This window comes from Paenibacillus sp. GQ49 (assembly GCF_059759055.1).
Window position 1 is genome coordinate 29,033 of record NZ_JCAXEL010000010.1, and the last position, 23,796, is coordinate 52,828.

General features: G+C 45.9%; 20 protein-coding genes. 6 read left to right on the forward strand and 14 right to left on the reverse strand.

The genetic code is table 11. The annotated features are described in order from the left end of the window. The first annotated feature begins 365 nt into the window (after positions 1–365). Positions 366–2,102 (forward strand): methyl-accepting chemotaxis protein, encoded by a 1,737-nt coding sequence (locus AC6CIF_RS18095; RefSeq protein ID WP_498201047.1) that lies wholly within the window; start codon positions 366–368, stop codon positions 2,100–2,102. Between the two features lie 275 nt (positions 2,103–2,377). Here the strand turns inward: AC6CIF_RS18095 and AC6CIF_RS18100 are convergent, their stop codons facing one another. Together AC6CIF_RS18100 and AC6CIF_RS18105 are read right to left on the reverse strand one after the other, a co-directional pair. Then, positions 2,378–2,776 (reverse strand): type II toxin-antitoxin system VapC family toxin, encoded by a 399-nt coding sequence (locus AC6CIF_RS18100; RefSeq protein WP_498200862.1) that lies wholly within the window; start codon positions 2,774–2,776, stop codon positions 2,378–2,380. Positions 2,777–2,778: 2 nt separating this feature from the next. Further along, on the reverse strand, positions 2,779–3,039 hold the full coding sequence (locus AC6CIF_RS18105; RefSeq protein ID WP_100528578.1) for an AbrB/MazE/SpoVT family DNA-binding domain-containing protein: 261 nt from the start codon (positions 3,037–3,039) through the stop codon (positions 2,779–2,781). Positions 3,040–3,650: 611 nt separating this feature from the next. Here AC6CIF_RS18105 and AC6CIF_RS18110 point away from each other — a divergent pair. Next, the gene (locus AC6CIF_RS18110; protein WP_062837398.1) at positions 3,651–4,229 is read left to right on the forward strand and encodes a TetR/AcrR family transcriptional regulator; all 579 of its coding nucleotides are present in this window, start codon (positions 3,651–3,653) and stop codon (positions 4,227–4,229) included. 77 nt (positions 4,230–4,306) lie between these two features. Beyond that, on the forward strand, positions 4,307–6,493 hold the full coding sequence (locus AC6CIF_RS18115; protein ID WP_498201048.1) for a YhgE/Pip family protein: 2,187 nt from the start codon (positions 4,307–4,309) through the stop codon (positions 6,491–6,493). A gap of 125 nt (positions 6,494–6,618) precedes the next feature. Here the strand turns inward: AC6CIF_RS18115 and AC6CIF_RS18120 are convergent, their stop codons facing one another. From AC6CIF_RS18120 to AC6CIF_RS18150, 7 genes are all read right to left on the reverse strand, one after another. Continuing rightward, entirely contained in the window at positions 6,619–6,960 is a 342-nt protein-coding gene (locus tag AC6CIF_RS18120; protein ID WP_498200863.1) for a DUF4190 domain-containing protein, read from the reverse strand. Positions 6,961–7,529: 569 nt separating this feature from the next. Next, positions 7,530–8,285, reverse strand: coding sequence for an amino acid ABC transporter ATP-binding protein (locus AC6CIF_RS18125; protein WP_458460064.1), 756 nt, complete (start codon positions 8,283–8,285; stop codon positions 7,530–7,532). 33 nt (positions 8,286–8,318) lie between these two features. Next, complete coding sequence (locus AC6CIF_RS18130; RefSeq protein WP_433751206.1) at positions 8,319–8,978, reverse strand: amino acid ABC transporter permease; 660 nt, start codon at positions 8,976–8,978, stop codon at positions 8,319–8,321. A gap of 112 nt (positions 8,979–9,090) precedes the next feature. Next, positions 9,091–9,861, reverse strand: a complete 771-nt coding sequence (locus AC6CIF_RS18135; protein WP_498200866.1) for an amino acid ABC transporter substrate-binding protein — start codon at positions 9,859–9,861, stop codon at positions 9,091–9,093. Between the two features lie 132 nt (positions 9,862–9,993). Then, positions 9,994–10,551 (reverse strand): DUF4825 domain-containing protein, encoded by a 558-nt coding sequence (locus AC6CIF_RS18140; RefSeq protein WP_498200867.1) that lies wholly within the window; start codon positions 10,549–10,551, stop codon positions 9,994–9,996. Further along, entirely contained in the window at positions 10,548–11,243 is a 696-nt protein-coding gene (locus tag AC6CIF_RS18145; protein WP_498200869.1) for a permease prefix domain 1-containing protein, read from the reverse strand. The genes AC6CIF_RS18140 and AC6CIF_RS18145 overlap by 4 nt, the downstream gene beginning before the upstream one ends. Then, entirely contained in the window at positions 11,240–11,599 is a 360-nt protein-coding gene (locus AC6CIF_RS18150; RefSeq protein ID WP_498200870.1) for a PadR family transcriptional regulator, read from the reverse strand. The genes AC6CIF_RS18145 and AC6CIF_RS18150 overlap by 4 nt, the downstream gene beginning before the upstream one ends. An 80-nt stretch (positions 11,600–11,679) precedes the next feature. Between AC6CIF_RS18150 and AC6CIF_RS18155 the strand changes: the two genes are divergently transcribed. After that, complete coding sequence (locus AC6CIF_RS18155) at positions 11,680–12,264, forward strand: hypothetical protein (RefSeq protein ID WP_498200872.1); 585 nt, start codon at positions 11,680–11,682, stop codon at positions 12,262–12,264. Positions 12,265–12,383: 119 nt separating this feature from the next. On the opposite strand, the gene AC6CIF_RS18160 is transcribed toward AC6CIF_RS18155, so the two are convergent. Beyond that, a complete protein-coding gene (locus tag AC6CIF_RS18160) occupies positions 12,384–13,889 on the reverse strand; it encodes an alpha-glucosidase/alpha-galactosidase (RefSeq protein ID WP_498200874.1) in 1,506 nt (501 codons plus the stop codon). Positions 13,890–14,077: 188 nt separating this feature from the next. Beyond that, positions 14,078–15,091: an AraC family transcriptional regulator gene (locus tag AC6CIF_RS18165; RefSeq protein WP_498200876.1), complete on the reverse strand. Its 1,014-nt coding sequence runs from the start codon at positions 15,089–15,091 to the stop codon at positions 14,078–14,080. A 181-nt stretch (positions 15,092–15,272) separates the two neighbouring features. On the opposite strand from AC6CIF_RS18165, the gene AC6CIF_RS18170 reads away from it, so the two are divergent. Continuing rightward, positions 15,273–15,899: a histidine phosphatase family protein gene (locus AC6CIF_RS18170; protein ID WP_498200878.1), complete on the forward strand. Its 627-nt coding sequence runs from the start codon at positions 15,273–15,275 to the stop codon at positions 15,897–15,899. A gap of 212 nt (positions 15,900–16,111) precedes the next feature. Here the strand turns inward: AC6CIF_RS18170 and AC6CIF_RS18175 are convergent, their stop codons facing one another. Both AC6CIF_RS18175 and AC6CIF_RS18180 read right to left on the reverse strand, forming a co-directional pair. Continuing rightward, positions 16,112–18,448: a rhamnogalacturonan lyase gene (locus AC6CIF_RS18175; RefSeq protein WP_498201050.1), complete on the reverse strand. Its 2,337-nt coding sequence runs from the start codon at positions 18,446–18,448 to the stop codon at positions 16,112–16,114. Between the two features lie 489 nt (positions 18,449–18,937). Then, complete coding sequence (locus AC6CIF_RS18180; RefSeq protein WP_498200880.1) at positions 18,938–19,924, reverse strand: LacI family DNA-binding transcriptional regulator; 987 nt, start codon at positions 19,922–19,924, stop codon at positions 18,938–18,940. A gap of 85 nt (positions 19,925–20,009) precedes the next feature. Between AC6CIF_RS18180 and AC6CIF_RS18185 the strand changes: the two genes are divergently transcribed. Beyond that, a complete protein-coding gene (locus AC6CIF_RS18185; RefSeq protein ID WP_498200882.1) occupies positions 20,010–20,837 on the forward strand; it encodes an HAD-IIB family hydrolase in 828 nt (275 codons plus the stop codon). Between the two features lie 158 nt (positions 20,838–20,995). Here the strand turns inward: AC6CIF_RS18185 and AC6CIF_RS18190 are convergent, their stop codons facing one another. Further along, on the reverse strand, positions 20,996–23,440 hold the full coding sequence (locus tag AC6CIF_RS18190; RefSeq protein WP_498200883.1) for a glycoside hydrolase family 6 protein: 2,445 nt from the start codon (positions 23,438–23,440) through the stop codon (positions 20,996–20,998). Positions 23,441–23,796: the final 356 nt, after the last annotated feature.

The window sequence follows — 23,796 nt, forward strand, 5'->3', positions numbered from 1 at the left end:
GCATTAACAAACGTAATAATAAAGATCTAAAACGAAAAACACGCCCACAGAACCAGTACCTTAGAACCATTTTTGCTCTAAAAGCTAATATTAATATGACTTTATAACGATATAATCTACGAAGTAACTTACCTGGGGGTCCTATAAGTGAAGTAGACCATGGAACAATGTAAGAAGCATACTGAAGCATGAGCAATTGTCACGTAACCACAGTAAAATTCAGAATTATAGAAGTTGCACGATAACAATTTTTCACTAAATATTCATTAGATTACATAGCGTGTAGCATCCCATCCAGGTATAGTGCATTTTCACAATCGTAGAAGGAGTGAACCATCTTGTTAAATAAGCTTCGCTGGAGTACCATGCCTTTCTTCATCAAAAATTTGGTGATTTCATTCGGCAGCATCATGTTGATCGGTGTAATCCTGATTACTGCCGCGTATCAATTGCAAAAAAATATCTTGGTTGAACAGTTGCACGACCAGGCTACCGTCATCACCCAGAAATGGTACGATGATCTCGACACTGCTAAAGTAGCAGAAGCGGCTAAGGAAAAAAGCTACTCCGGTCCTGTACAGCTGGAAATGAAAGCTTATCTCGATTCCATCCATGAATTCTATCCAAACATCGCGCAAGCGTACATTTTTGGTTCAGAACTTGAGGAAGGAAACGGAACGTCCATCATCGCGATTCCAACCAACCTGTTGGAACCATTCGAGGAAGGTAATCTGCCTGCAGGTGCCATGTACCCGCTGCCTCAGAATAACGTCGTAGTGCTGGAACAGATGAAAAAGGACGGAAAACCTGCCTTCAGTGATTTCTACACGGATGAGTACGGAACCTGGACCACTCTGATCTATCCGATTAATAACGCAGATGGCTCCATGTACGCTGCTCTTTACTTCGATGTAGATGCAAGTGCCGTTCCAAAAGGTCTGAACAAACTGCTTACGTACGGTTTGATGTTCCTGATCGGTTTCCTGATCCTGTTCATGGTGTTGCAATTCATTTTGCTGAAAAGAACGTTGCTTCCGATCCGCAATCTGATGAAAGGGATCGAAGAAGTCAGCACGGGTAATCTCGACGTAACCATCGATACCGGACGAGATGATCTGGGTATCATCAACGAGAAGTTCAATGCGATGATCCATCGATTCAATACAACCATCTATAAAGTACAGAATACTTCGCATCACCTCTCGGAATCTTCCAAACAACTACTAGGCATTTCCGAGAAAAATAATGCGAACATTCAATCCATCAGCACCAATATTCGAGAAATATCTACTGGACTGGTGTCACAAGACAAAGCCACTGTGGAGAACGCACGTGCCATGACAGAGATGTCAACGGTAGTGCAGACGATCGCCAGCAGCTCAGCAGATGTGGCAGATGAAGCACTCAGCATGGAGCAGCGCTCCAGCACGGGTAATGTGGTGATGCAACAAGTCATTGAGCAGATGCGTCTGATCTCCGGTGCAGTGCAAAATACGTCAAACTCGATTCAGTCTTTGGAAAATAACTCGAACCAGATTAGCAACATTGTTAACGTAATTACGGAGATTGCTGGACAAACCAACTTGCTTGCACTTAACGCTTCAATCGAGGCAGCCCGCGCAGGTGAAGAAGGAAGAGGTTTTGCCGTGGTTGCAGGTGAGGTACGTAACCTGGCAGAGCAATCGCAGGAATCAGCGAAGCAAATTCGACAGTTAATTGAAGAAATTCAACGGGATATCATGCAGTCTTCCGAAGCGATGCAGTTGGGTTCCAAGGAAGTTACCAAAGGCTTGGAAGTTACCCAAGAGACTGGTGTATTCTTCGAGAATATTCTGACTGCTACGAATAAAGTTGCAAACCAGATTCAGGATATCTCCAGTTCTACTGAAGAAATCTCGGCAAGCACACAGGAAATGTCTGCTACGGCCGATGAACTGTCTGCCAATGTCAGCAAGGCAGCAAGCAGCAGTAAACAAATTGAGCAGTCAATTGATGAGCAGGAAGCCTCCATGGCAGCCATTGTGAGTGCCTCCGATGAGCTCTCGGTTGTATCCGAGCAACTGCAAGAACTGATCTCATTCTTTAAAGTACGCGCAGAATAGAAGCAATACGAAACAGATAACAAGAATACGACACAGTAAAAAAACCAAGGCTCATGAGTGACTAACTCGAAGCCTTGGTTTTTTGTTGTTACCAGGGTAGGCTCTATACCTTCCCAGTATCATTTAACAGACAGCGGTGTCATCAACTGATTGTTGAACCTCCAATGGCAAAAGCTAGTACAACTATCTGTGTTTTTATTACAGGAATTAGGAGCTCAGTTAGATACAAAATCCATTCTCGTCCTCTTACCAGAATTTTAATCACCTAACAACATTTAAAGTTGATTTGGCTTGTAATACTCGCATCCCAGCTTCTTAAAATCACTGTCCCATGTTACTACTGGCATGTTAATTGTTTTTGATTTTGCGCTAAGATAACAGTCCACAATGTCAACGTTACCTTTTTCAACAAACAGCCTTAACGCATCTTTCATGTAATCTTCTTCAAAGATAATGTTATCAATTTGCGATAGACTAAGCAGGGCATTTCCTACATCAACATTAGAATGCTTGTAATGTGATTTCAGGACCAAACATGTTTCAATAATTACTGGTGATGAAACAATTATCTGAAAATCTCCGCTATCTAGCATTTCAGAAACTTTTTCAAACTGCTCCTTATCGTCTTGAGTGAACAACCGTACTAGTATGTTTGTATCAGCCAAAAAATCCATTGCTATTCCCCTTTTTTGTAACTGTTCCCCACCCAGTCAATCGCTGACTTCCTAGCTTCCTGAAGATCATGTTCTTGACCTGTCTTTAAGATCCCTACAAGATCAGTTAACTTTTTCTGTTTCCTAACTTCTAATTTTGCTTCGCCATTTTGGATAATTACAATAATTTTGTCGCCTGTAGCTATACCTAGTTGTTTCCTTACCTCAACTGGAATTGTAACCTGTCCTTTCGAAGTTACCTTACCTGATTCATACATACTCATACACTACTACCTCCTACTCTATTACCTATACTACAATGTAATACTTTAATGTTAAAGTATTACATTTTACATCAAGTAATACACATTCCAAGTATAGTCATTTGGAATTGAATTTCTAATGCTGAGTAATTTCATCGTCAATATGTAAGCCCAAAGCTGTTTTACATGTTCATGTGAATTATAAAACTTCCCAGTCATAAGTAGGTATTTGCCGTTCCAATGTACTTCTTTAATGTGAGTTATTTCCCATTAACACGGTCATTAAGGACAATATTTCAATCCACGCACTCCATACGGAGTGCGACAGCGAAAAAGTACGTATCTTAACGATTTGACCACTAATAACACGGTTTTTCACTATTATTCTATGACTTTCCATATCATTATTCATTCAAATTATGCCTACGTGTTGCCTTAAGGGCGAATCCCCCAGGGTTTTCATGTGAGCATCACATTTGCACCTGCCCTATCCATACCATGACAAAGATCACATCCATCTTCCCTGTTCAAGTGCTACAGTTGTTAACGACCAACTGACCACAATAGTAAAACGGTCAATAAAGGGTTTACCTTACCATTATCCTTTCAACCTACAAGGAGGTGTTTATGCCATGAAAACGATAGATCGAAGGCAACAGGTGATGGATTCTGCCGAGAAATCCTTTGCCTTGTTTGGCTACAAAGCCACAACGATGGAGCAGGTTGCGAGACTTGCCAATGTGGGCAAGGGAACGATCTATACTTTTTTCGAAAATAAAGAAGAACTGTTTAGCGAGATTCTGCGCTCGATCATTGCGGATATGAGACAGATTACAGAGCAGACTGTGAAGGAAGAGAACTCCTTTCTGGATAACGTGCATATGAGTATGGATTCTTTGCTGGAGTATCGGGAGGAACATGAGCTGTTGATCAAACTCTTTCAGGAGGTCAACGAGTTCGGTACGCCACAGGCCAAGGAAGGTTTGCAGAAAGTGGAGACAGCCATTCTTGAATACCTGGAGCGTCAGGTGAGCCGTGCCATGGAGTTAGAGCAGATTCGCAGGGATGATCCCAAGTTGGTTTCTTTTGTCCTGCTGAAGCTGTATGTCACCTTAACCTCGGATTGGAACAAAGCGCATCCTACGTTGCACAAAGATCAGATCAAGGATTTTGTGGGCCTCTTTCTCAAGAATGGCTTATCCCCCACCTAGAGAAAGACGTGTCACTAGATTCAACACATAATAGAGATAGAACACACGGATTAGCGTAAGGATAGGGAGAGAACATGATGAAATCATTCCACGTGTTTGGGCAGGATCTGAAGTCCGCCTTAAAAAAACCAAAAGTATTTATTCCGATTCTCGTTGTACTGTTCATTCCGGTGCTGTATAGTGGCCTGTTCCTGAACGCATTCTGGGACCCCTATGGCAAAATGAATGAATTACCTGTAGCCGTGGTCAACACGGATCAGGGTGCAGTCTATAATGACAAATCACTGGAGGTCGGTCAGAATCTGGTCGATGAATTGAAAAAAAGTGATGATTTCAACTGGCAATTCGTGACTCGTGAACAAGCAGAACAAGGTATGCAAGACAACAAGTATTACATGACGATTGTGATTCCGGAGGACTTTTCCACCAAAGCAACAACCCTGATGGATGAGCACCCCGAGCCGGCAGATCTGATCTATGAACCCAATGAAGGATACAACTTCCTCGCGGGTCAGATTGGCGGCACGGCGGTCAAACAAATTCGTTCCAAAGTCGCTGCCAAAGTCACAGAATCGTACACTGAAACGCTATTGGATCAGGTCGAAAAAATTTCTGGTGGTTTGGCAGATGCCGGGGATGGAGCAGGTCAGATTCATGATGGTGTGATCACGCTGGATGAGGGTGCTGCTACATTAAAAGAGAACCTGTCCAAACTGGCGGCAGGCACCGACAAGCTGGAAACGGGCGTAGTTCCGTTAAAAGAAGGTACGACTACGCTCTCCCATGGCATAGGTGATCTTCATACTGGCGCGAGTGCCCTGTCCGATGGATTGTCCCAATTGGCAGCAGCAGGCACGAAGCTTGGTAACGGTGCGTTGCAGGCTGAAGCCGGTGCCAAACAGTTACAGGCAGGGATTCAATCCGCTCAAGAAGGTGCAGCTAAGCTGGATGCAGGACTGGCGGCTTCCGAGGAAGGTAGTTCAAAGCTTACTGCTGGGCTGCAAAGTTCTGTTGAGGGCAGTGGCAAAGTTAGCGAGGGTGCTAAGGCCGTTGCGCAAGGTCTTGCCCAATTAGCCGAAGCGAGTCCAGAACTGGCAGCAAGTCCAACTGTGCAGCAGCTCCTGGCAGCAAGTCAGGCTGTAGCCACTGGCAGCGAGCAGGTCTATCAGGGCGGGCAGCAATTGGTGGCAGGCAGCCAAAACCTATATGCTGCGCAGCAACAACTGCATCAAGGCAGCAGCCAGTTGGTAAAGGGTGAACAACAACTTGTACAAGGAGCTACGCAATTATCCGCCGGACAAGAAATGCTTGCGACTGGTCTACAACAATTCAATTCCAAATTATCCGAAGCAGCCGCTGGAGGAGCCAAACTTGCGGATGGTTCAAGTCAATTGGATGCTGGTGCAGGCAAGCTGGTTGCGGGTGTAAGCCAGTTCACTGATGGAATCTCAACCCTTGCAGATGGCTCACATAAGCTGGATGAAGGTGCTGGTCAGTTAAAAGAAGGTACCCTTAAGCTAACAGACGGCTCTGGCGAACTTGCCACCAAGTTGAATGAAGCGGCTGAGCAGACGGGTAGTGTAAAAAAGACCGATGAACTCGTAACCATGTATGCAGAGCCTGTTCAGGTCGATGAGCATAAATATAATGAGGTACCCAACTATGGTACAGGATTCTCGCCATACTTCCTGTCACTTGGGCTCTTTGTCGGCGCATTGATTGCCACATTGGTAGTGCCAACACGCGGCAGCACGGTTAGTGAGGCAAGTGGCTGGAATCGTTTTGTGAGTAAAACGCTGGCTTTCACACTCATGAGTGCAGTGCAGTCCCTGCTTGCTTCATGGCTGGTCTTGTACGGCTTGGGTCTGGGTGTTCAGAGCGTTCCATTATTCCTCTTGTTCAGCTTTGTTACCAGTCTAAGCTTCATGTACATCATTCAGGCACTGGTGACTTGGCTGGAGAATCCGGGACGATTCCTCGCGATTCTGATGCTGATCTTCCAGCTCACCACCAGCGCAGGCACCTTCCCGCTCGAACTGATTCCAAATTGGCTGAAAGTGTTTAATCCATGGCTGCCTATGACCTATTCGGTAACAGGTTATAAAGCAGTTATCTCAAGTGGACAGTTCGGTGTGGCTTGGGATCAGATTGGTATTCTGTGCATCTTCGCCGTGATTGGCCTGGGAGGAACCTTAACGTATTTCCTGATGCCTCATACCACGGAGAACGAAAACGTCAGCAGTGAAGTCGCACTTCACCTGTAAAAAGTAAAATAAAAAGCAAAGGCGTGTACCTAAGCCCCCCTCTTATGGACAACAGAGGTGTTGGCTAAGGTACGCCTTTGCTTTTCTAGTTTTAGATACAATCTAAGTTTGCTAACTTCATATTTCTAGTATGTAGAGTAAATTTCAGAACTTGAGATAGCGAAACTAAACAATAGCACGAGCAAAATAAGTAATACATACATCGCTGTACCGATGATTCCACAAACAAGTCCAGCAATGGCCAATCCTCTGCCTTGCTCCATGCGAACTCTGATCTCTTTGAAGGCTAAAGATGCAAATATAATCGCGACGATTCCGATTAAAATTCCCACGTAAGGAATCGTGACGGACAGAATCCCCAAAACTAGTGATACAATCGACTTGCTATTGGTCTTTGGTACTACATAAGGCGGTGGTGGCAACGTGTCGTTATAATAACGATCTACATCATTTTTGTGATGTTCCAAGGTAAATCCTCCCTGTTCTTTAAGTATGTTCATTATAATCGATTATTAGGAATAATAATATCCATATTGTGTTAATTATGAATTACCATTAGATTTATTTTATTCTCATCATCCCCGGGCATATACCTACATCCACAAGCTTATAAATTGTACTTCAAGGATATGAATTTAAGAACCGTTTATCCGTGTGATGATACAAATCAAGAATACCTCTAACATATAGATATTATTATAGTCGTAATACTTTTCTGAATATCTTTGGGGGATCACTACGATGAAAATCGATAAAGTAATGAACATACTTATGATTGTGATGCTTCTACCTATTGCTCTTTATCGAAATAATGTAGCTGTATTATGTTTTAGTATTGTTTTGTTTGGAATCATGAGTTACACCACTTATCGAATGCGAACACGTTGGAATGTAGTAACTTATATCGTGTTGACCCTTGTATTGATGATCTGGAACATATACCTGTGGACATAAGCTATATTTTTTAAAAAAAGAACGCACCCTTATTACTCAAAGGATTGCGTTCTTTCCACATTTCTTAGATTTGAAGTCTCTTCTATCCTTCCACTTCCACCCGCTGTAAAAACGTCCGGGTACGTGCAAGCTTTGGATTGCCGAAGATTTGTTCTGGCGGTCCCGCCTCTGCGATTTCCCCGTTATCCATGAAGAAAACGCGATCCGCAACATCACGGGCGAAGCCCATCTCATGCGTGACAATCATCATGGTCATATTTTCCTGTGCAAGTTGTTTGATGACACGCAGCACTTCCCCGGTCAGCTCCGGATCAAGTGCCGATGTCGGCTCATCGAACAGGAGGATGTCCGGTTGCATCATCAGTGCCCGAGCAATGGCAACACGCTGTTTCTGTCCACCGGACAGATTGGCTGGATAGACATCAGCCTTGTCCGACAGCCCTACTTTGCCGAGTAATTCCAGACTGCGGTACCGAATGACGCTTGAGCTTTCTTTTTTCAAAGTTTTTGGTGCAAGTTCCAGATTATCTTGTACGGTCAGATGCGGGAACAAGTTGAAATGCTGGAATACCATACCCATACGATCCGTCATCTTGCGAATATCTGCGGCACCCGCGTAACGGCCATTATCAACCAACGTCTGGTCCTGAATGCGAATCGTTCCGCCCGAAATATCCTCCAGATGAATCAGGCTGCGCAGCATCGTACTTTTCCCCGAACCCGAAGGTCCAATCACGGCAATTACTTCGCCTGGTTCCACGTTGAAGGATACCTGCTTCAGCACATCAAGTGTACCGAATGATTTTCTCAATTGATTTACTTCTATTATATGTGTCATGTGCAGACAGTCCTTTGATTGATCAGATTTAATTTATTCAAATGAAAACCGCTTCTCAAGTGCCTTGAACAGCACGGTGAGTACGAGTGTCATGAGCAGATACATAACCGCCGCCACGAAGAAAGGTAACAGCTGTATGTCGCGATTTACCGCCGCTTGGGCGTAATACAACAGCTCAGGCACAGCCACGGCATAGAGCAGTGCCGTATCCTTGATGAGCGTAATGGACTCATTGGCCGTTGCAGGCAATACTACACGAATCATCTGAGGAATAATGACTTTGGTCATCGTCTGCCACTTTGTCAATCCAAGTACCTTCGCCGCTTCATGTTGCCCCTTATCAATGGAAAGCAGTCCGCCCCTGAAGATTTCAGCGAAGTACGCCGCATAGTTTAGGATGAACGCAATCGCCGCTGCAACAAAACGATCAAACACCAGATACTCTCCAATCACCGGAAGCAACGGTAAACCAAAGCAGAAGAATAGAATTTGGAGCAGTAGCGGTGTTCCTCGCATCACATATACATACGTATGAGCAATCCACGCCAGCAGTTTAATCTGACTTCTCATCGCAAGCGTGACCGCAAATCCAAGCGGTACAGATAACACGATCGCTAGCAAGAACATGAAAATGGTGGTCTGCGCACCCTCTAGCATAGGTTTTAAAATGGTCGATAGATAATCCCAACTCATTGTTTTGTCTCCTCTAATCTGTTAACCCCGCATTCCTCTGGGGCATGAATCGCTCCAGCATGGAATACGGGGTCCGTTTTGTTTCTAACTATATATCAGGTGTGTAACCTGTCTATTTCAGAACCTTATCTTCACCCAACCATTGGGCGGAGATTTTAGCAGCTGTTCCGTCTGCATTCAGCTCATCCAACGCTTTTTGCAGCTGATTCAGAAGTTCTTCATTGCCTTTTTTGATACCAATGCCATATTGTTCCGGTGCAAGAGATTCATCCATCAGTTTGAATGTTCCCTCTTCTTTGGACATGTAGTATCTCGCTACCACTTCATCAATGATGACCGCATCCAGACGCTTTGTCTTCAGATCCGTCAGTGCAAGCACGTTATCCTTAAATTCGGAAGCTTTCACTTTATCCTTCAGGGGACTTGCTGCCAGTGCATCTGCCGCGGAGGACAGCGCCTGCAATCCCACATTTTTACCATCGAGTTCATCCAGCTTTGTGATTGGCGAGTCTGCCAAGGTAATAGCTACTTGACTGTTTTCCAGATACGGCTTCGTGAAGAGCACTTTCTCTTTACGCTCATCCGTAATGGTGTACCCGTTCCAGATCATGTCGATTCGGCCACTGTTCAGCTCTGACTCTTTGGAAGACCAGTCGATTGGCTGGAATGTGATTTCTTTACCCATTTTCTCCGCTGCAGCTCTTGCGTAATCAATATCAAAACCTACAATTTCATTCTGCTCGTCCCGGAAGCCCATTGGAGCGAACTTGTCATCAATTCCTACAACAATCGTGTTAACGTCTTTGCTTGCGGAACTGGAACAACCCGCCACAATCAATACACATATACTAACGAATAATAGTAGAATCGCTTTTTTTCTCATCTCTCGAACCCCTCCATGTCTATAACCAAAACCCAAACGCTTTAGTTCGTTACCACGTTATCAGAGATTTATAATAACATAGCATGGGAGAAGAGTCGAGTCTCTTGCCTATTTCCTTCTATTTCATACAGTTTAATTGTCAACAATCTGTGAAAAAGCCTTTTTCACTTGTGCCGGTTCTACCAGCTTCTCGCGTACAGTCGAATTCCATAGCTCCGGGTTCTGAAGCTCCTTTAATTCCGTACCTGTCCATTGTTGGGCAGATTCACGACATAAGGTATGGCTGGTATTCTCAAACTGGTAGACGATCTGCTCCAGATTATCAATCATAACAAAGTTCGCAACCGCATTATATACAAGTATCCGCTCAAGTTCCTCTGCATCCATCTCACGCGTATCCAAGCTATAATTCACTTGGACCGTGAACGTCTCCGGGTACAGTTGGTAACCATTCAATCTTTCACGTAAAGGTAAAGCCTGATTCAGATGACTAAGGTTTGAATGATCACCCATGTAGGGACTGCGATATTCGGCTAACGCGGCAAAATCATGTGTCAGCGGATTCTGCTGCTCTTCCTCGTACCGAGCCTGTTTCGCCTCGATCTTCGGATTAACGAAACCTTCAACAATCACTAAGCCAATGATGCCCAACACAACAAGTGTTATAATCCATATGTTTCTAATTCTCATAACGCATCACTCACTTCATACTTACTAACGATCCGATACGCCCGATGCACAACCAAAGGAATAATAACACTCAGTAATGGGATGGCAAAGGCAATGACGATCACAGCAAACTGATAGGGTCCATCCACCTGAATGGGTCGATTAAACCAGATGTTGCTTCCGAATCGCAACGCTGCCTGCGTCCCCCATAGGACGAGTATTAATGCCGCCCACAACCACCATATTCTTCGATTCCACTGCACTAAGGCAGGGATTCGTATAACCGTGGTTTTAACAGAAGTTGCAGGATCTTTCGTCTTGTTGGTCAAGATATACAACACATACGTTCCACCAACAATGAGACTCACGATCATAAGCAGGTTGTTTATGGCGGAGCCTTGCATCAGCACTCTCATTGGAATGGTAATGATCCAGGCTATGAGGCTATAAATCAGAGCAGACTGCAACAACGCTGTCCAGTAAGGAACACGTTGTACTCTTCGATGGTCACTCATCACTTCATCCATACCAGTGATATGCTGAATGGCGGTCTGAAACGCCTTCTCTTCACTCATCCCCTGCGAGATATAATCGTCAATCCGCGCAGCGAGATTGCTGTGAATCTCTTCTTTTAATTCTCGATTGTCTAATGTATCTTGTGCGTGAGCGAACAAACGATTCACATGACGAGTGATGCGATCTTCCAATCTCATAGGTCTTCATCTCCTTTTTCTCCAGTGACAATCATGCAATCAATCAGTGCCTTGGCTGCTTGCCAAGAATGAACCTGCTCTCTATAGGCTTCGAGGCCTTGCGTTGTAATTCGGTAATATTTGCGTCGTCCTCCCTGCGTCTCTTCCCCCCAGTAGGACTCCACATATCCACTCTTCTCCAGCCTCTTCAAACTGGAATAAAGCGTGGGTTCCTTCAATTCAAACTGCTCTCCGCTCTTGCGATAGATCTCCTTAATAATGCTGTAGCCATAGTTATCTGCGGGTATAAGTACACTCAGAATAATGGGGTCAATATTGCCCCGAATCAGATCACTGTTAATCACTTGCACATCCATCTGCGAGTTTCACCGACTTTCTTCCATCCTGCGTATACTATAAGACATATTACTATGTCTGTAAAGGTAATACTTCACACATGGTAAATATGTATCGCAAGAGTAACTTTAACAACATTCCTCTCTTGCAAATAAAATTCTTCAATACGTTAAGAACCTTGACCACATTGGTATTTCTTTCAACTATGCTGATATTATCTGGCTGTAATTCGACTCCAAGTAATGTTACAAAGGAAATCGAAATGGGATTAGAACAGGTTCAGGAATCGGAATCCAACTTACCTCAGAAACTTCCTACGCCAACTATTCAGAGCGAAAGCGGCATCTCTATTCCCGCTATCCAGGGCAGTTATTGTTGGGGAGGCGCCTGCGCTGATTACGCTAGCCTAAATTTTGAAGACAACACTCCCGCCCAAGTTCTTGTCGGTGAGACTTTATCCATAGATATGGGTATAGATATCCCCCCAGATGAGATAAATATTTCTGAATATGTGAACAAGCGCAATCAATCCATTACTTCTACGGAGGGGACCTTCCAACTTCCCAAGGAACCAGGGACACATTATTACAGTGCAATTCTCCGCTGGTCTCCACCTCAAGATTCACAGATCAGCCTGGGAGATACTTCTTTTACGTTTGTGGTTCATGTCGTTGAATCAAAATAAAACCAAACAGGCCCTCCAATACTGGGGAGGGCCCGTCTACTCTTTATATTTCTTATTCGTTTTTCTTCATTTGATTCCATATTCCGTTTATATTTCGTTATTGTACATCTTGCCTCCATCTATTGCTGCACTTTCTCTCTATCTTTCCCTTTATCGGATTCACCTGCGTTTTTGTTGGCAGCATCGCGATCCTGTTTCATTTCTTCCACCGTTTTCACCTTAAGACGTGCTGCACCTTCATATTCCTTGGTCGGGATTAGATCCCCCCCAGCAAGTCTTGCTTCTGCGGCAGCAATCGCATCACCATACTGCGGCAACCACTGGGCCTGTGCAACCAGCATCTCGTCGACCATCTGCCAGATTTCTTTTGGATTACACACGGCACCCACGAGTGGGTCCATCATGAACGCCTGACGAAGTAATTTGTCGTCTCCGTTCACCGCGGCCTCAACCGCAAGACGTTGCACGGAAATGCTCACATTACATACCGCAGCCGGGCCAAGGGGCAGATCGCCTACATGTGGCATGGAGATACCGTTACGATCCACATATCCCGGTGCCTCAATAATTGCATCATCCGGCAGATTCGAGATTACTCCATTATTAACGGTATTGAAATGTCCACGATAGACACGTCCCGTCTCCAGTCCTTCAATAATGTACGAACCGTGCTCCTCGCCCCGTTTTTCCGGAATGAATTGCATCGGTTCATCCTTCATCCAGTTTGGAAAATCAGTCTCAAACCAGTTGCGCCCCTCAGTACATACCCGCAGATACCCACCTGTCTCTCCGTTAATCCAATTGCCCAGGTCGATCCATTCGTTAATCTCTTCCGGACGTTTGCGGTACCACGGCACATATTCACTCAGATGACCATTCGATTCCGTACTGTAATATCCAAAGCGGCGCAGCATATCAATCCGTACTTTCTCGGTGCGGCTGTACTCCGGATGTTTCTCGAAGGCTTCGAGCAGATCTCCTGTAAGGTCTTTACCTTCATGAGAAGCCTGGATATACCAGGTCTGATGGTTGATGCCGGCACAGACAATATCCACTTCACTCTTTTTCAAGCCAAAAGCTTCCGCAATCTGATGATGACCATGCTGTACGCCATGACACAGTCCGATCGTCCGCACACCGCCGTACTTGTTGCAAGCCCATGTCAGCATCGCCATCGGATTGGAATAGTTCAAGAGCAGCACGTCGGGTGCGCTCTGTTCACGAATATCTTTACAGATATCCAGCATCTCGGCGATTCCGCGTTGTCCGTACATAATGCCGCCTGCACACAGCGTATCGCCAACACATTGATCTACCCCATATTTCAGTGGAATATCCACATCGGTTGCAAATGCTTCCAGTCCCCCGACACGAATCGTACACAGTACATACTTCGCATCTTTCAACGCTTCTTTCCGATCCGTTGTCGGCTGAATCTGAATATTCAATCCATTCTCACGGATATCCCGCTGACACAGCTCAGTCACCATGTCCAGATTGTGCTGGTTAATATCGCAGAACGCAATTTCAATGTTGTTAAACTCTGGTACCGTGAGCAAATCCCTTAACAATCCCCGTGTAAATCCGATACTTCCTGCCCCGATAAACGCCACTTTAAACGACATGCCTATGTCCTCCCCTAATCCGAATCTTTTGCTTCGGTTAATCACTCTCTTCATGAAATCATTGTACCAACCGCAAATAGGGAAGCGTTATCAAAATCATGACCTGTTCATGATCTTGTTGTCAAAAATCCTAACTTTTACGCGCCAGTTCCACTAATCGATATGCATTCAAAATAACTGCAATCGGCTCATTCATCGGACGGGTACTGACTGACATGTCGTTCCATAGAGGAGCGAAATTCAATCGGAGTCATGCCCGTCGTCTTCTTGAATAACATATGAAAATACTGACGACTGCCTACCCCTACATAATCGGATATCTCTGAAATCGGGATATTGGTCTGCTGAAGAAGCATCTTGGCCTTCTCCATGCGAAGCATCGTCAGGTAATCGGTCGGTGTTCGCTGCGTGTGCTGACGAAAAATGCGATGTAAATAGCCCGGATGCAGATTGACGGCTGCCGCGATATCCTTCATCTGAATATTTCGATCCATATTGTGATGCATGAATTCAATGGTTCGTTTGACATACAGCTCCGCCTGATCTGGCGCACTCCGGCTCATTTCTCCGCGCAGACGTGCAACACGGACCAGCAACTGAATAAACAGTGTACGCACCAGCATACCCTGTTCCGGGGACGAGAGATTCCGGGCTTCGCGGTGTTGTGCCCTTTCCTCTGTAGGAATAACTCCTATTGGTAAAGATGACCTTCCTTGCTCCAGCAGACCGCGCTGGTCGAGTTCCAAGACCAGACTTTTCATAATATGATACACCTCTTCCGGGTCAGGCAGTACCAGATATGGCGAAGCATTAGTGAGTAGAGTGCGAACTTCTTCCTCCTCCAGCGCGAGCTGACGGATGGATAGCTGTCCGGGAGGCGAGCCTAAGAATCCAAACTCCACATTGAGCATCCGGCAAGGGACACCATCTTCCACCAGCAAACGGTGTGGGACACCTGCGTCGAGCATAATGAACTGCCCTTTTTTCAAAACAGCCTGCTCCGAACTCCCATCCGACATCTGCACATCCACCCGGCACATTCCCGAAATAATATACATGATCTCTGTGGAATCATGATGGTGATAGGACATACGATAGTTGTCCCACTGCTTGTAGTAGTACGCGTAAAAACGCGGCCCGCAATCCTCTGTTCGTAATGCCTCCTGGTATAGGCTTCCTGTCCATTGCTTCGTAATGCTCATATCCATACCTCCATTCCTGCAACGATCGATCCTCACTTTTCACCATTGTAACAATTCTGTCGGGTGGATATAAACTGTCTTCGTTAAAAGCCTCATTGTATTATTTAATTAGATAAATATATAATTAGTATATAATCTAATCCTTTATGTAAACTGTCTATACTTAAGGAGGTTTCCACTCATGACTACCACCTTTCATTTGGTGAGACACGGTCTCAAAGAACGACGAATCGGGGATGTTCCCCTCACTTCCGAAGGGGTTTTACAAGCCGAAGCCACAGCACTTCATTTTGCCAAAGCCACCTCTCTCATTACTAAAATCCTGACCAGCCCACTTCAACGGGCCCGAGAAACTGCAAGTATGATTGCCCGCCACACCCGTTTTCATATAACCGAAGACCCTCGCCTGCGCGAACGTGCCAATTGGGGCGATTCCCCAGATCAGTCATTCGAAGAATTCATTGCAATGTGGGATCGATGTACGTCTGACCCAGATTTCATTCCACCCGTGGGAGACTCGGCAAAACAGGCTGGTGAACGTCTGGCCTCCCTCCTAACCGAACTGGCTAATGAAGAGCCAGAGAACAGTAACATTATTGTGGTTGCACATGGTGGACTCATTACGGATTTTCTGGTGCAAACCTTTACTGAGCGTGAGCTTAACGTCTGGCATTCCGATTTTATAACTATGCAGAACCAACTTATCCCGGAGTGCTCCATTACCACATTGATCCATGATCAAGGAAATTACACCATTAAAGCGTTCGCTTCTACCAAGCATCTAGACTCCAACGATGTAAAAGAATGACGTAACATGGGTGGCTGGGAACTCGCCAAGGTCTGTTTCGCAGATCCAAATGTAAAAAAGCTCTGAAACCTCCATGTGCCGAGACACAGGGGAGAATCCAGAGCTTTACAACACTTCAAAATGCTTTAGAACTTGCTCATAACCATTGACGCTGCTTCTTTACGTTACAATCTGATCCAGTTTTATGCTATCTTACTATTTCATCAACCTGCTTACTTTCCGCCCTTACCTGGCGTGTAGAACTTGGGCAGCGTTACCTTCGACCAGTCGATATCCGATGCCATGTAGAAGGACGGATAGGAAGGCTGGTTGTATCCACTGTTCTGCCCGGCAATGCCCACACGATACATCGCATCATGCATCAGCGTGTACAATTTGCGGTCCGTTTTCTCGGTACTCAGATAGATACGAATCGCTGAACTGTCCGTGGTTCTCACCAGCATCTCTTCCCGCCAATCCCCGAAGATATCAGCCACGAGAGAAGGTGTACCTTTGGTGTGATTGTTAGTCAATGTGCCTGTTGCCGTCAGCAACGTGCCACGATTCCAGTCTTTGATGGTTGGGGTAACATCAATCGCACCATCAACGATCTGTGTCGTCATATCGGCAGCCCAACGGATATTCATATTCGTTCCCGGCATCTGATCACTGATTTTCTCACCCTTAGCTGTCCACAAACCTACAGCCCATGTCTCCAGTCCACGACGAGTCGGATCAACATCCCCCACCATGCCGCGACCGGTATCTTTCCCTGTGTACCCACCATAAATTACTTCTCCGGTCTTCGCATCACGCAGGGAATAGCCGTATGGCGCCCAAGGACCACCTTCGTGAACCATGAAAATCTCAAGTCCCGGACGATCCGGGTCGATATCTGCCACATGAAGTGCGTCCCCATGACCCAGACGGGCAATGGTTCCCGGTGCAGCACTCTCGGCAGGCATCAGATCTGTGGAGCTGTACAGCACGCTGCCATCATGATCAATCGTAGCGGAGCCATAAATAATCTCCTGTTTGCCGTCTCCATCCACATCCGCCACACTGAACGAGTGTGCACCCTGGGTGGTAATGGAGCCGTACTGCGGATCTGTACCATCCACGCCGTGCGGTCCGTCATTGAATGGGTTCTTCATCGGTGTCCAGCCGCTGTCCACTTTCCATTCCTTTTTCAGCTTCTTGCCATCCCAATTGTAGGCAACCATCGTTGAACGTGTATAATATCCGCGTGCAAAGATTGCAGACGGTTTCTTTCCATCCAGATACGCCACGCCTGCCAGGAAACGGTCCACCCGATTGCCTGGTTCGATCCGTGCCATTGCATAATCGCCCCACATCAGGCCATCATCATGACGTTCGGGTTCATATGGAATGGTCTCCAGCTCTTTGCCTGATTTGCCTTCAAATACCGTAACATACTCAGGACCATCCACGATAAAACCTTCGAACTTGCGCAGCTCATTACGGTTACTGCGTTCTACCGCGTACACATCAATGAAGTAGTCGGCCAAGCTCTCGGCATCCTCCTGAGATAATGGGTAATTATATTTTTTCTCGATTCCAAAAGCTTCTTCTAATGTTGCAGGCCAGTTCCCCTTCACAACCTCGTCGTGTTTATGCCAGTTTCTGAACATATCCACCACGTGATCGTAGTACCCATCAGCACTTAAACGATAATCATCTTCATTCGAATACCCTGCCTTGCGATCCTGCTTGGGAAGTGTGATGTACTTCTCGGATGTTACTTTTCCTTTTTTGTTATATTGGATAATCTTTGTGCCTGGAGCGGTCTTAAACATCATCTCAGCCTTGCCATCCCCGTCAAAATCATAAATGAGCATCTGTGTATAATGAGCACCTGCACGGATATTGACCCCAAGATCAATCCGGTACAGCAATTGTCCGTCCAGGGTGTAAGCATCAATGTAGGTTTTACCTGTGTATCCTTTTTGCGATACGTCCTTGGCGTTGGAAGGGTCCCATTTGACGAAAAACTCATATTGACCATCCCCATCCACATCACCCACGCTCATGTCATTGGCGGAATACGTATAAGCTTCTCCCGCAGGCGTCACACCATCGGCGGGTTTTTGCAGTGGAATGTCCACATACCCGTTCGCCCAAGGTTTGACTGATGCACTGCGTTTGCTCTCCTTGCCCTTCTTGTTCACCGCTGCCACTTCATAACGGGAAGATGATTTGCCCGTGGCATCTACATAGTTGGTGCTGTCGGTGACAGTAGCGATCTTTTTGCCATCACGATAGACGTTAAAGTCCGTACCTGTCAGCCCTTTGTCGCTATACCCTGTAGCCTCATCACCAAGCAATCTCCAACTGAGAAACACACCTTCGGATGTCGACGCAGCCACCAGTCCCCGATCCAGATACTCCAGTTGAATACTTTTCAAGTGACTGCCTCCTTTGCTAGATTGCAGGCTGGCTTCCGGCGCACCCTTCCCATTCGAAGCTTCTGCTCCAGTGATTCCTGCTGTTCCCCCAACAAGCAAAGCTACGCTAAGTGCCGAAGAGAGCACCTTGGCTGCAAGTGGCATACGTGCCTTCCTGCGGCCTGATTGCAGACCTGAAGCCGATCCCTTATGTACCGGCGCTGTTGTTTCTGAGTTCATCCACCTTCACGCTCCTTGAGACAGAATGGGTAACGCATATACACGTCGATGATGATTAGACGTTCGATAATCCATATGTTCATATTTTCCTGAATGCGCTTACAAAAGTATAAAAGAATAATTCTCCTAATCAGACTTTCTCGGCTCCGTCCCCCTTTCCTGCCCTCTTTACTCTGAGCAGCCCCATCCTGCCCGTCGGGTATTATTATAGCTACCCTGCCTGGAATGACATAGGCAAATATCCGTCCAAAACGATTAATATTCAGTGTTTGTGAGGTTATCCCGCCAAAGAATTAATTAGCACATACTAACTAACTAACTAACTAACTTGGGGTACACTTTTCCAATTCACATACATCGGGCTGTCGCATTCTTTAAAGGATTTCACCATCCTTCTTTTTCTTTTACTTTCTTCTAAGTAGACTCGCGTATAATCAACGAAGTCTTATAGGTTTTCACTATAGGAGCAGATTGCATCCCCTTCAATCGCCCGGTAAGACATTCCGTAACGTCCCTGACCATTTCGGGAATACAATTGGTTAATGTGGTCAATTCCGGGTTAGTCATCAATCCGACAGGATGGTTATCAAACCCAATAACGGACATTTCCTGAGGCACGGATATTCCCCTTTGCTTTGCTGCTCTCAATAAACCAGTAGCTATAAAGTCACTACCCGTTATCATTCCATCCGGCAATGGAGTAGAAATAAATAATTGTTCACCCAAGGCATAACCATCCTCCATAGTTACCAGACCTGCATAACATTGTGATTTCGCACACGGAAGGCCGAACTGTTGGTGAGCCCGTTGAAACCCGTTCCATCTTTTCTCTTGCAATGGTGTCAGGTAATCCATACAGAAAAACAGATGACGGCGTCCCTTCAAGAGCAAATATGAGGTCGCTTGAAAAACCGCATCTTCTTCATCCATTCGAAAGACATCGAGAAACTCCCCGTCCATCGCTTCGTTGCATATGATCCCGATGCCTGAACCTAACCATTCTTTTATTTCTCTCTCCGAGAAATGGGAATGCGCAATAATTACAGCATCCATCTCCCGATGTAACAATCGGGCATACACATCACGTTCATACTCGCGGGATAATTCGGTCTGATAGATGACAAGTCGATACCCCACGGAGCCTAAGGAACGACCTAATGCACTAACAAGCTGGCTGAAATAGGGATGCTCCACATCGGGGACAAGCACGCCGATATGATTGCTTGCCTGCAGGCGGAACTGAACCCCATGCGTATTGCGAACATATCCCAGCTCCTTGATAGCTTCTTTTACTTTTTGTCTGCTTTCAATGGATACATGAGGATGGTCGTTTAACACACGGGATACCGTAGATTTAGAAAGACCACTTACACGTGAAATATCAATTATGGTGGGCAACATAAACACCTCATATGAAAAGTATTGACCTGGGAACGTTCCCAGCAACTATGATATCGAAAACAACCTCTAGGGAGGAATAACACAAATGGAAGTCACCTATACCCCGGCTGTAACTGAATATCTGATATTTTTTGATTTTGACGAAACGTATTACCCACATGAATGTTCGCCTGAACACCTCAGAAGAGTATACGAGTTGGAAAGATATATCCAGCACCTTGCCAAAAATCATCATGTAAAGGTAGCCTGGGTCACCGGAAGCAGCATTCAGCAAATACAGGCAAAAATGAAAACGGCCGCTATGACGCAGTTCCCCCATTTTATAGCAAGCAATCTGGGGACAGATCTATGGGAAGTCCGGCATGACGGACAATTGCTTACTCTTCCTTCATGGCAAAAGATCATTCGAGAATCCCGATTCTCCCGTAGAGATGTAGAAGATTTAATTGGTGAATTGAAATCAACATACAACATTACTCTCCACGAACAGACTCAATTTGGTCATTCCGGTTACAAAATGAACTACTATTATTATGCAGAATCTTTAGTCAAAACCCAATATGATATTCATATTATCAGGCATCTGGCTACCAATCACGGAATTGGAATCAATATCAATGAGTGTAATCCCAAGGCGGGTGATCCAGAGCACGCCTATGATGTTGATTTTATCCCCGCAGGAACCGGAAAGAAAGCAGCTGTGCAATTCCTGATCGATTACAATCAGGTGCTCCTGTCCAATACATTGGCCTTCGGTGACAGTGGAAATGACATCGAGATGCTTCAGACGGTTACCCATGGATATCTTCTCCAGAATGCAACGACCGAGGCAAAATCATTCCACCACAACGTTGCCCCCTATCCATACGCCGAGGGAATTTTGCATATATGTAGAAATTTCTTTGGCGAGTAGTTCATGTTTTGGCGAAAGTTCTATCAACTGTACAATGTAAATACCGCCACTTTCCTCAACGGAGAAGGGCGGTATGTTACATACTATTGACGGGTTAACATGCTTGTAGCTTATCTTATACTCCGAATTACCGAATTACAGATTACCGATGATTCCTCTTAAGGCTCAATACCCCATACCAGGTTTTCACCTTGGTAGAGTGTTACCTTATTCCAATCCTGGTAGGATGTTTTTGTTGGATCGAAGGAGTAGTCATTCGTCTCGTCAAAGTTGGACCAGTCTGTTTTGTACATGCGAAGCTGGATGTCTCCAGTCTGTCCACCAGCCTGAATGCTGCCAGCAGCAGATGTGAAGCTCAGCTCCACATAGGAATCTGTGAAGGTACGCTGGATATTGGCTCCGCCAACTTGAGCGTAATCGATGGCAGAATCCATCGTAGCCGAGCCTTCTTTGGAGAAGTAGTACCGGATCTTCAGATCACTCAGATTCACAGCAGTACTACCCAGATTTTTGATGTTGAAATACGGTTTGATCTGGCTATCCTGAGCATTGGTATCTCCGGCACGATATTGCACGACAAGATCACTCGTTGGTACAACGACACTTTGAGGTGTCGCGGAAGCTACAGCGGAATTGGCACTTTGCCCTGCTGTATTCACTGCACTTACCACATAATGATACGTTGTGCCGTTCGTGAGGGCAGTGTTGGTGTAGGACGTACCACTCACATTCGCCGCGATCGTTGTGAACGGACCTGTTGCACTCAGCGCGCGTTTCACATCATAACTTGTTGCACCTGTAGAAGCGGTCCACGTCAGGCTCACCTGTGCATTGCCTGCAGTTGCTGTGAGAGCAGTCGGTGCAGCTGGCGCCGTTACCCCTGCAACAGGTGTAGCTGTTGCTGTTGCAGAGTTAACACTTTCACCTACTGCATTTGTTGCCGTTACCACATAATAATAGGTTGTACCATTGATCAGACCGGTGTTGCTGTAAGATGTTCCACTTACATTAGCTGCAACTGTTGTGAATGGACCTGATGCACTCAGTGCCCGCTTCACACTATAACTTGTAGCCCCTGTGGAAGCAGTCCACGTCAAGGAGACCTGAGCGTTACCGGCAGAAGCCGTCAATGCTGCTGGTGCTGCCGGAGCTGTTGTTCCCCCCGGAGGATTGCCTCCACCGTTACTTGCAGGAAGTACAGGGAATGCGTTTTTCACCAGTGCCACGAATTGATCATGGAACCAGTGACCCGATACTGGGGCATTAGGCAATGCACCTGTTAATACACCATCACGAGTTGTGAAGGTTGGATCACACATCCGGTCGAAACCTTTACCTTCGTTATTCGGAATTTCGGAGCTGGAGCCATCGGATTCACCCGGAGGTTTCACCCATACATAAGCATCCAGATGCGCTGGTCCTGGTGCAGCCTTAGGTGCTTCACCAATACCTGCGCCACTGGCATTACACCAGTTCCCCCGATGCTCCCGGCGATCTACACGTCCGGAATTCACATAATCGTTGATGTTGCTGCCCGTAGCAGATGCTGGACGGTCTACCCCGCCCCACCCATTCCGGCTAGTATCAATCAGGAAACCTGTGCTGCTTGGCCAGCCAGCTTGTACGAAATCGGCATACAGCGCAGCAGTGAAATCGGTTTCGTCAAAATAAGGATTCCACTCATAAAACTTGGCAGATTTAATCGGTTGTCCACCGATATTGAGATCAGGGTTAGACAGGTTCGGCTCCCCCAGCGGTGTAGTGTTTGCTGTATTTGTAATGAAGCCATCTGCACTGCTCAGACCTGCGGCTGTTCCTTGCACAACACTTGTATACAGCGCGACTGCTGCAGAACGGTTGTTATCCCATCCAAGCCAGCCGGAGTGGCCGATGTCCAGATAGTTGTACACATTCGGAATGGCGTGCAGCTTGTCCAATGCATACTTCACACCCGCCTCATAGATACCTGTTGAGCTGGCTTGACCACAAGCTGGTGTACTCAGGTTGGTTACAAGGTTAGGCAGACTGTCCGGTTCAATGACGGCAATAATACGAATATCCTGATACTTCGGATCTGCAAAGATATCTGCTATGACATCAATATAATCCGTTTTATACGTCTGCAGTGCTGCCTGTGTTAGTGGAAGTTCACCATTCGATGCAAGTGCATGACAATCCCGTCCGGGCAGATTGTAAATAACAAATGAAGCCGTTATTGGCGTACCCGGTTTCTTTTGAGCGAGAACGGCATCAAGATGTTGCTCTACACTTTTGCGACCAGCGTTGTCCGAGCCGCCATAGATTGCAGCAATCCGGTCAATCCATACTGCGGTTGGATACGATTTGACTGTCTCCATCTTGGCCTTCAACGAGGCATCGTTGGTCAGTGCAATGGACGTATCCACGAGAGCTGAATAGTCCTCGTTCAGATACGCGGTTGCCCCTACAAATGGATTATCCACATGTGCTTCAGCGGCCTGAGTCAAGCCTGGAGACAGTCCAGGGAAAATCCCCGCCGCGAGCAGCGTTGCTGCAAGCATTTGTTTTACACCTTTGCGCAGGATCTTCTTACCTCTTGATTTGGTTTTCAATTTAGTCTTCATAGTTCCACCTTTCCTTTAGTTAGATTGGGTTGTACTCATGTCTGATCCTCTGTGTCATTATGATGCTTAGCACGAAGAGAACGTTCGGATGAGTTGGTTGTATCACCTCCAAAAGAAATGGTTGTATCACTGGAATCTTGAGCAAACAAATGGTGTGTGAGGGCGAATCATGTGAATGAGTATAATATGGTGGGTGTGGTTGAACGTGTGTTAGACATGAAGAAGTGTGAAAAATGACTTATGGGATGTCTGAATCCTAAATTGGGTAAGCGCTTTCTTCAAACAGTTAAAAAAAAAGGTCTTCGCCTATCCATCTACAAACATGATGTTCGGTGTCACCTCCTTATGTTCTGATT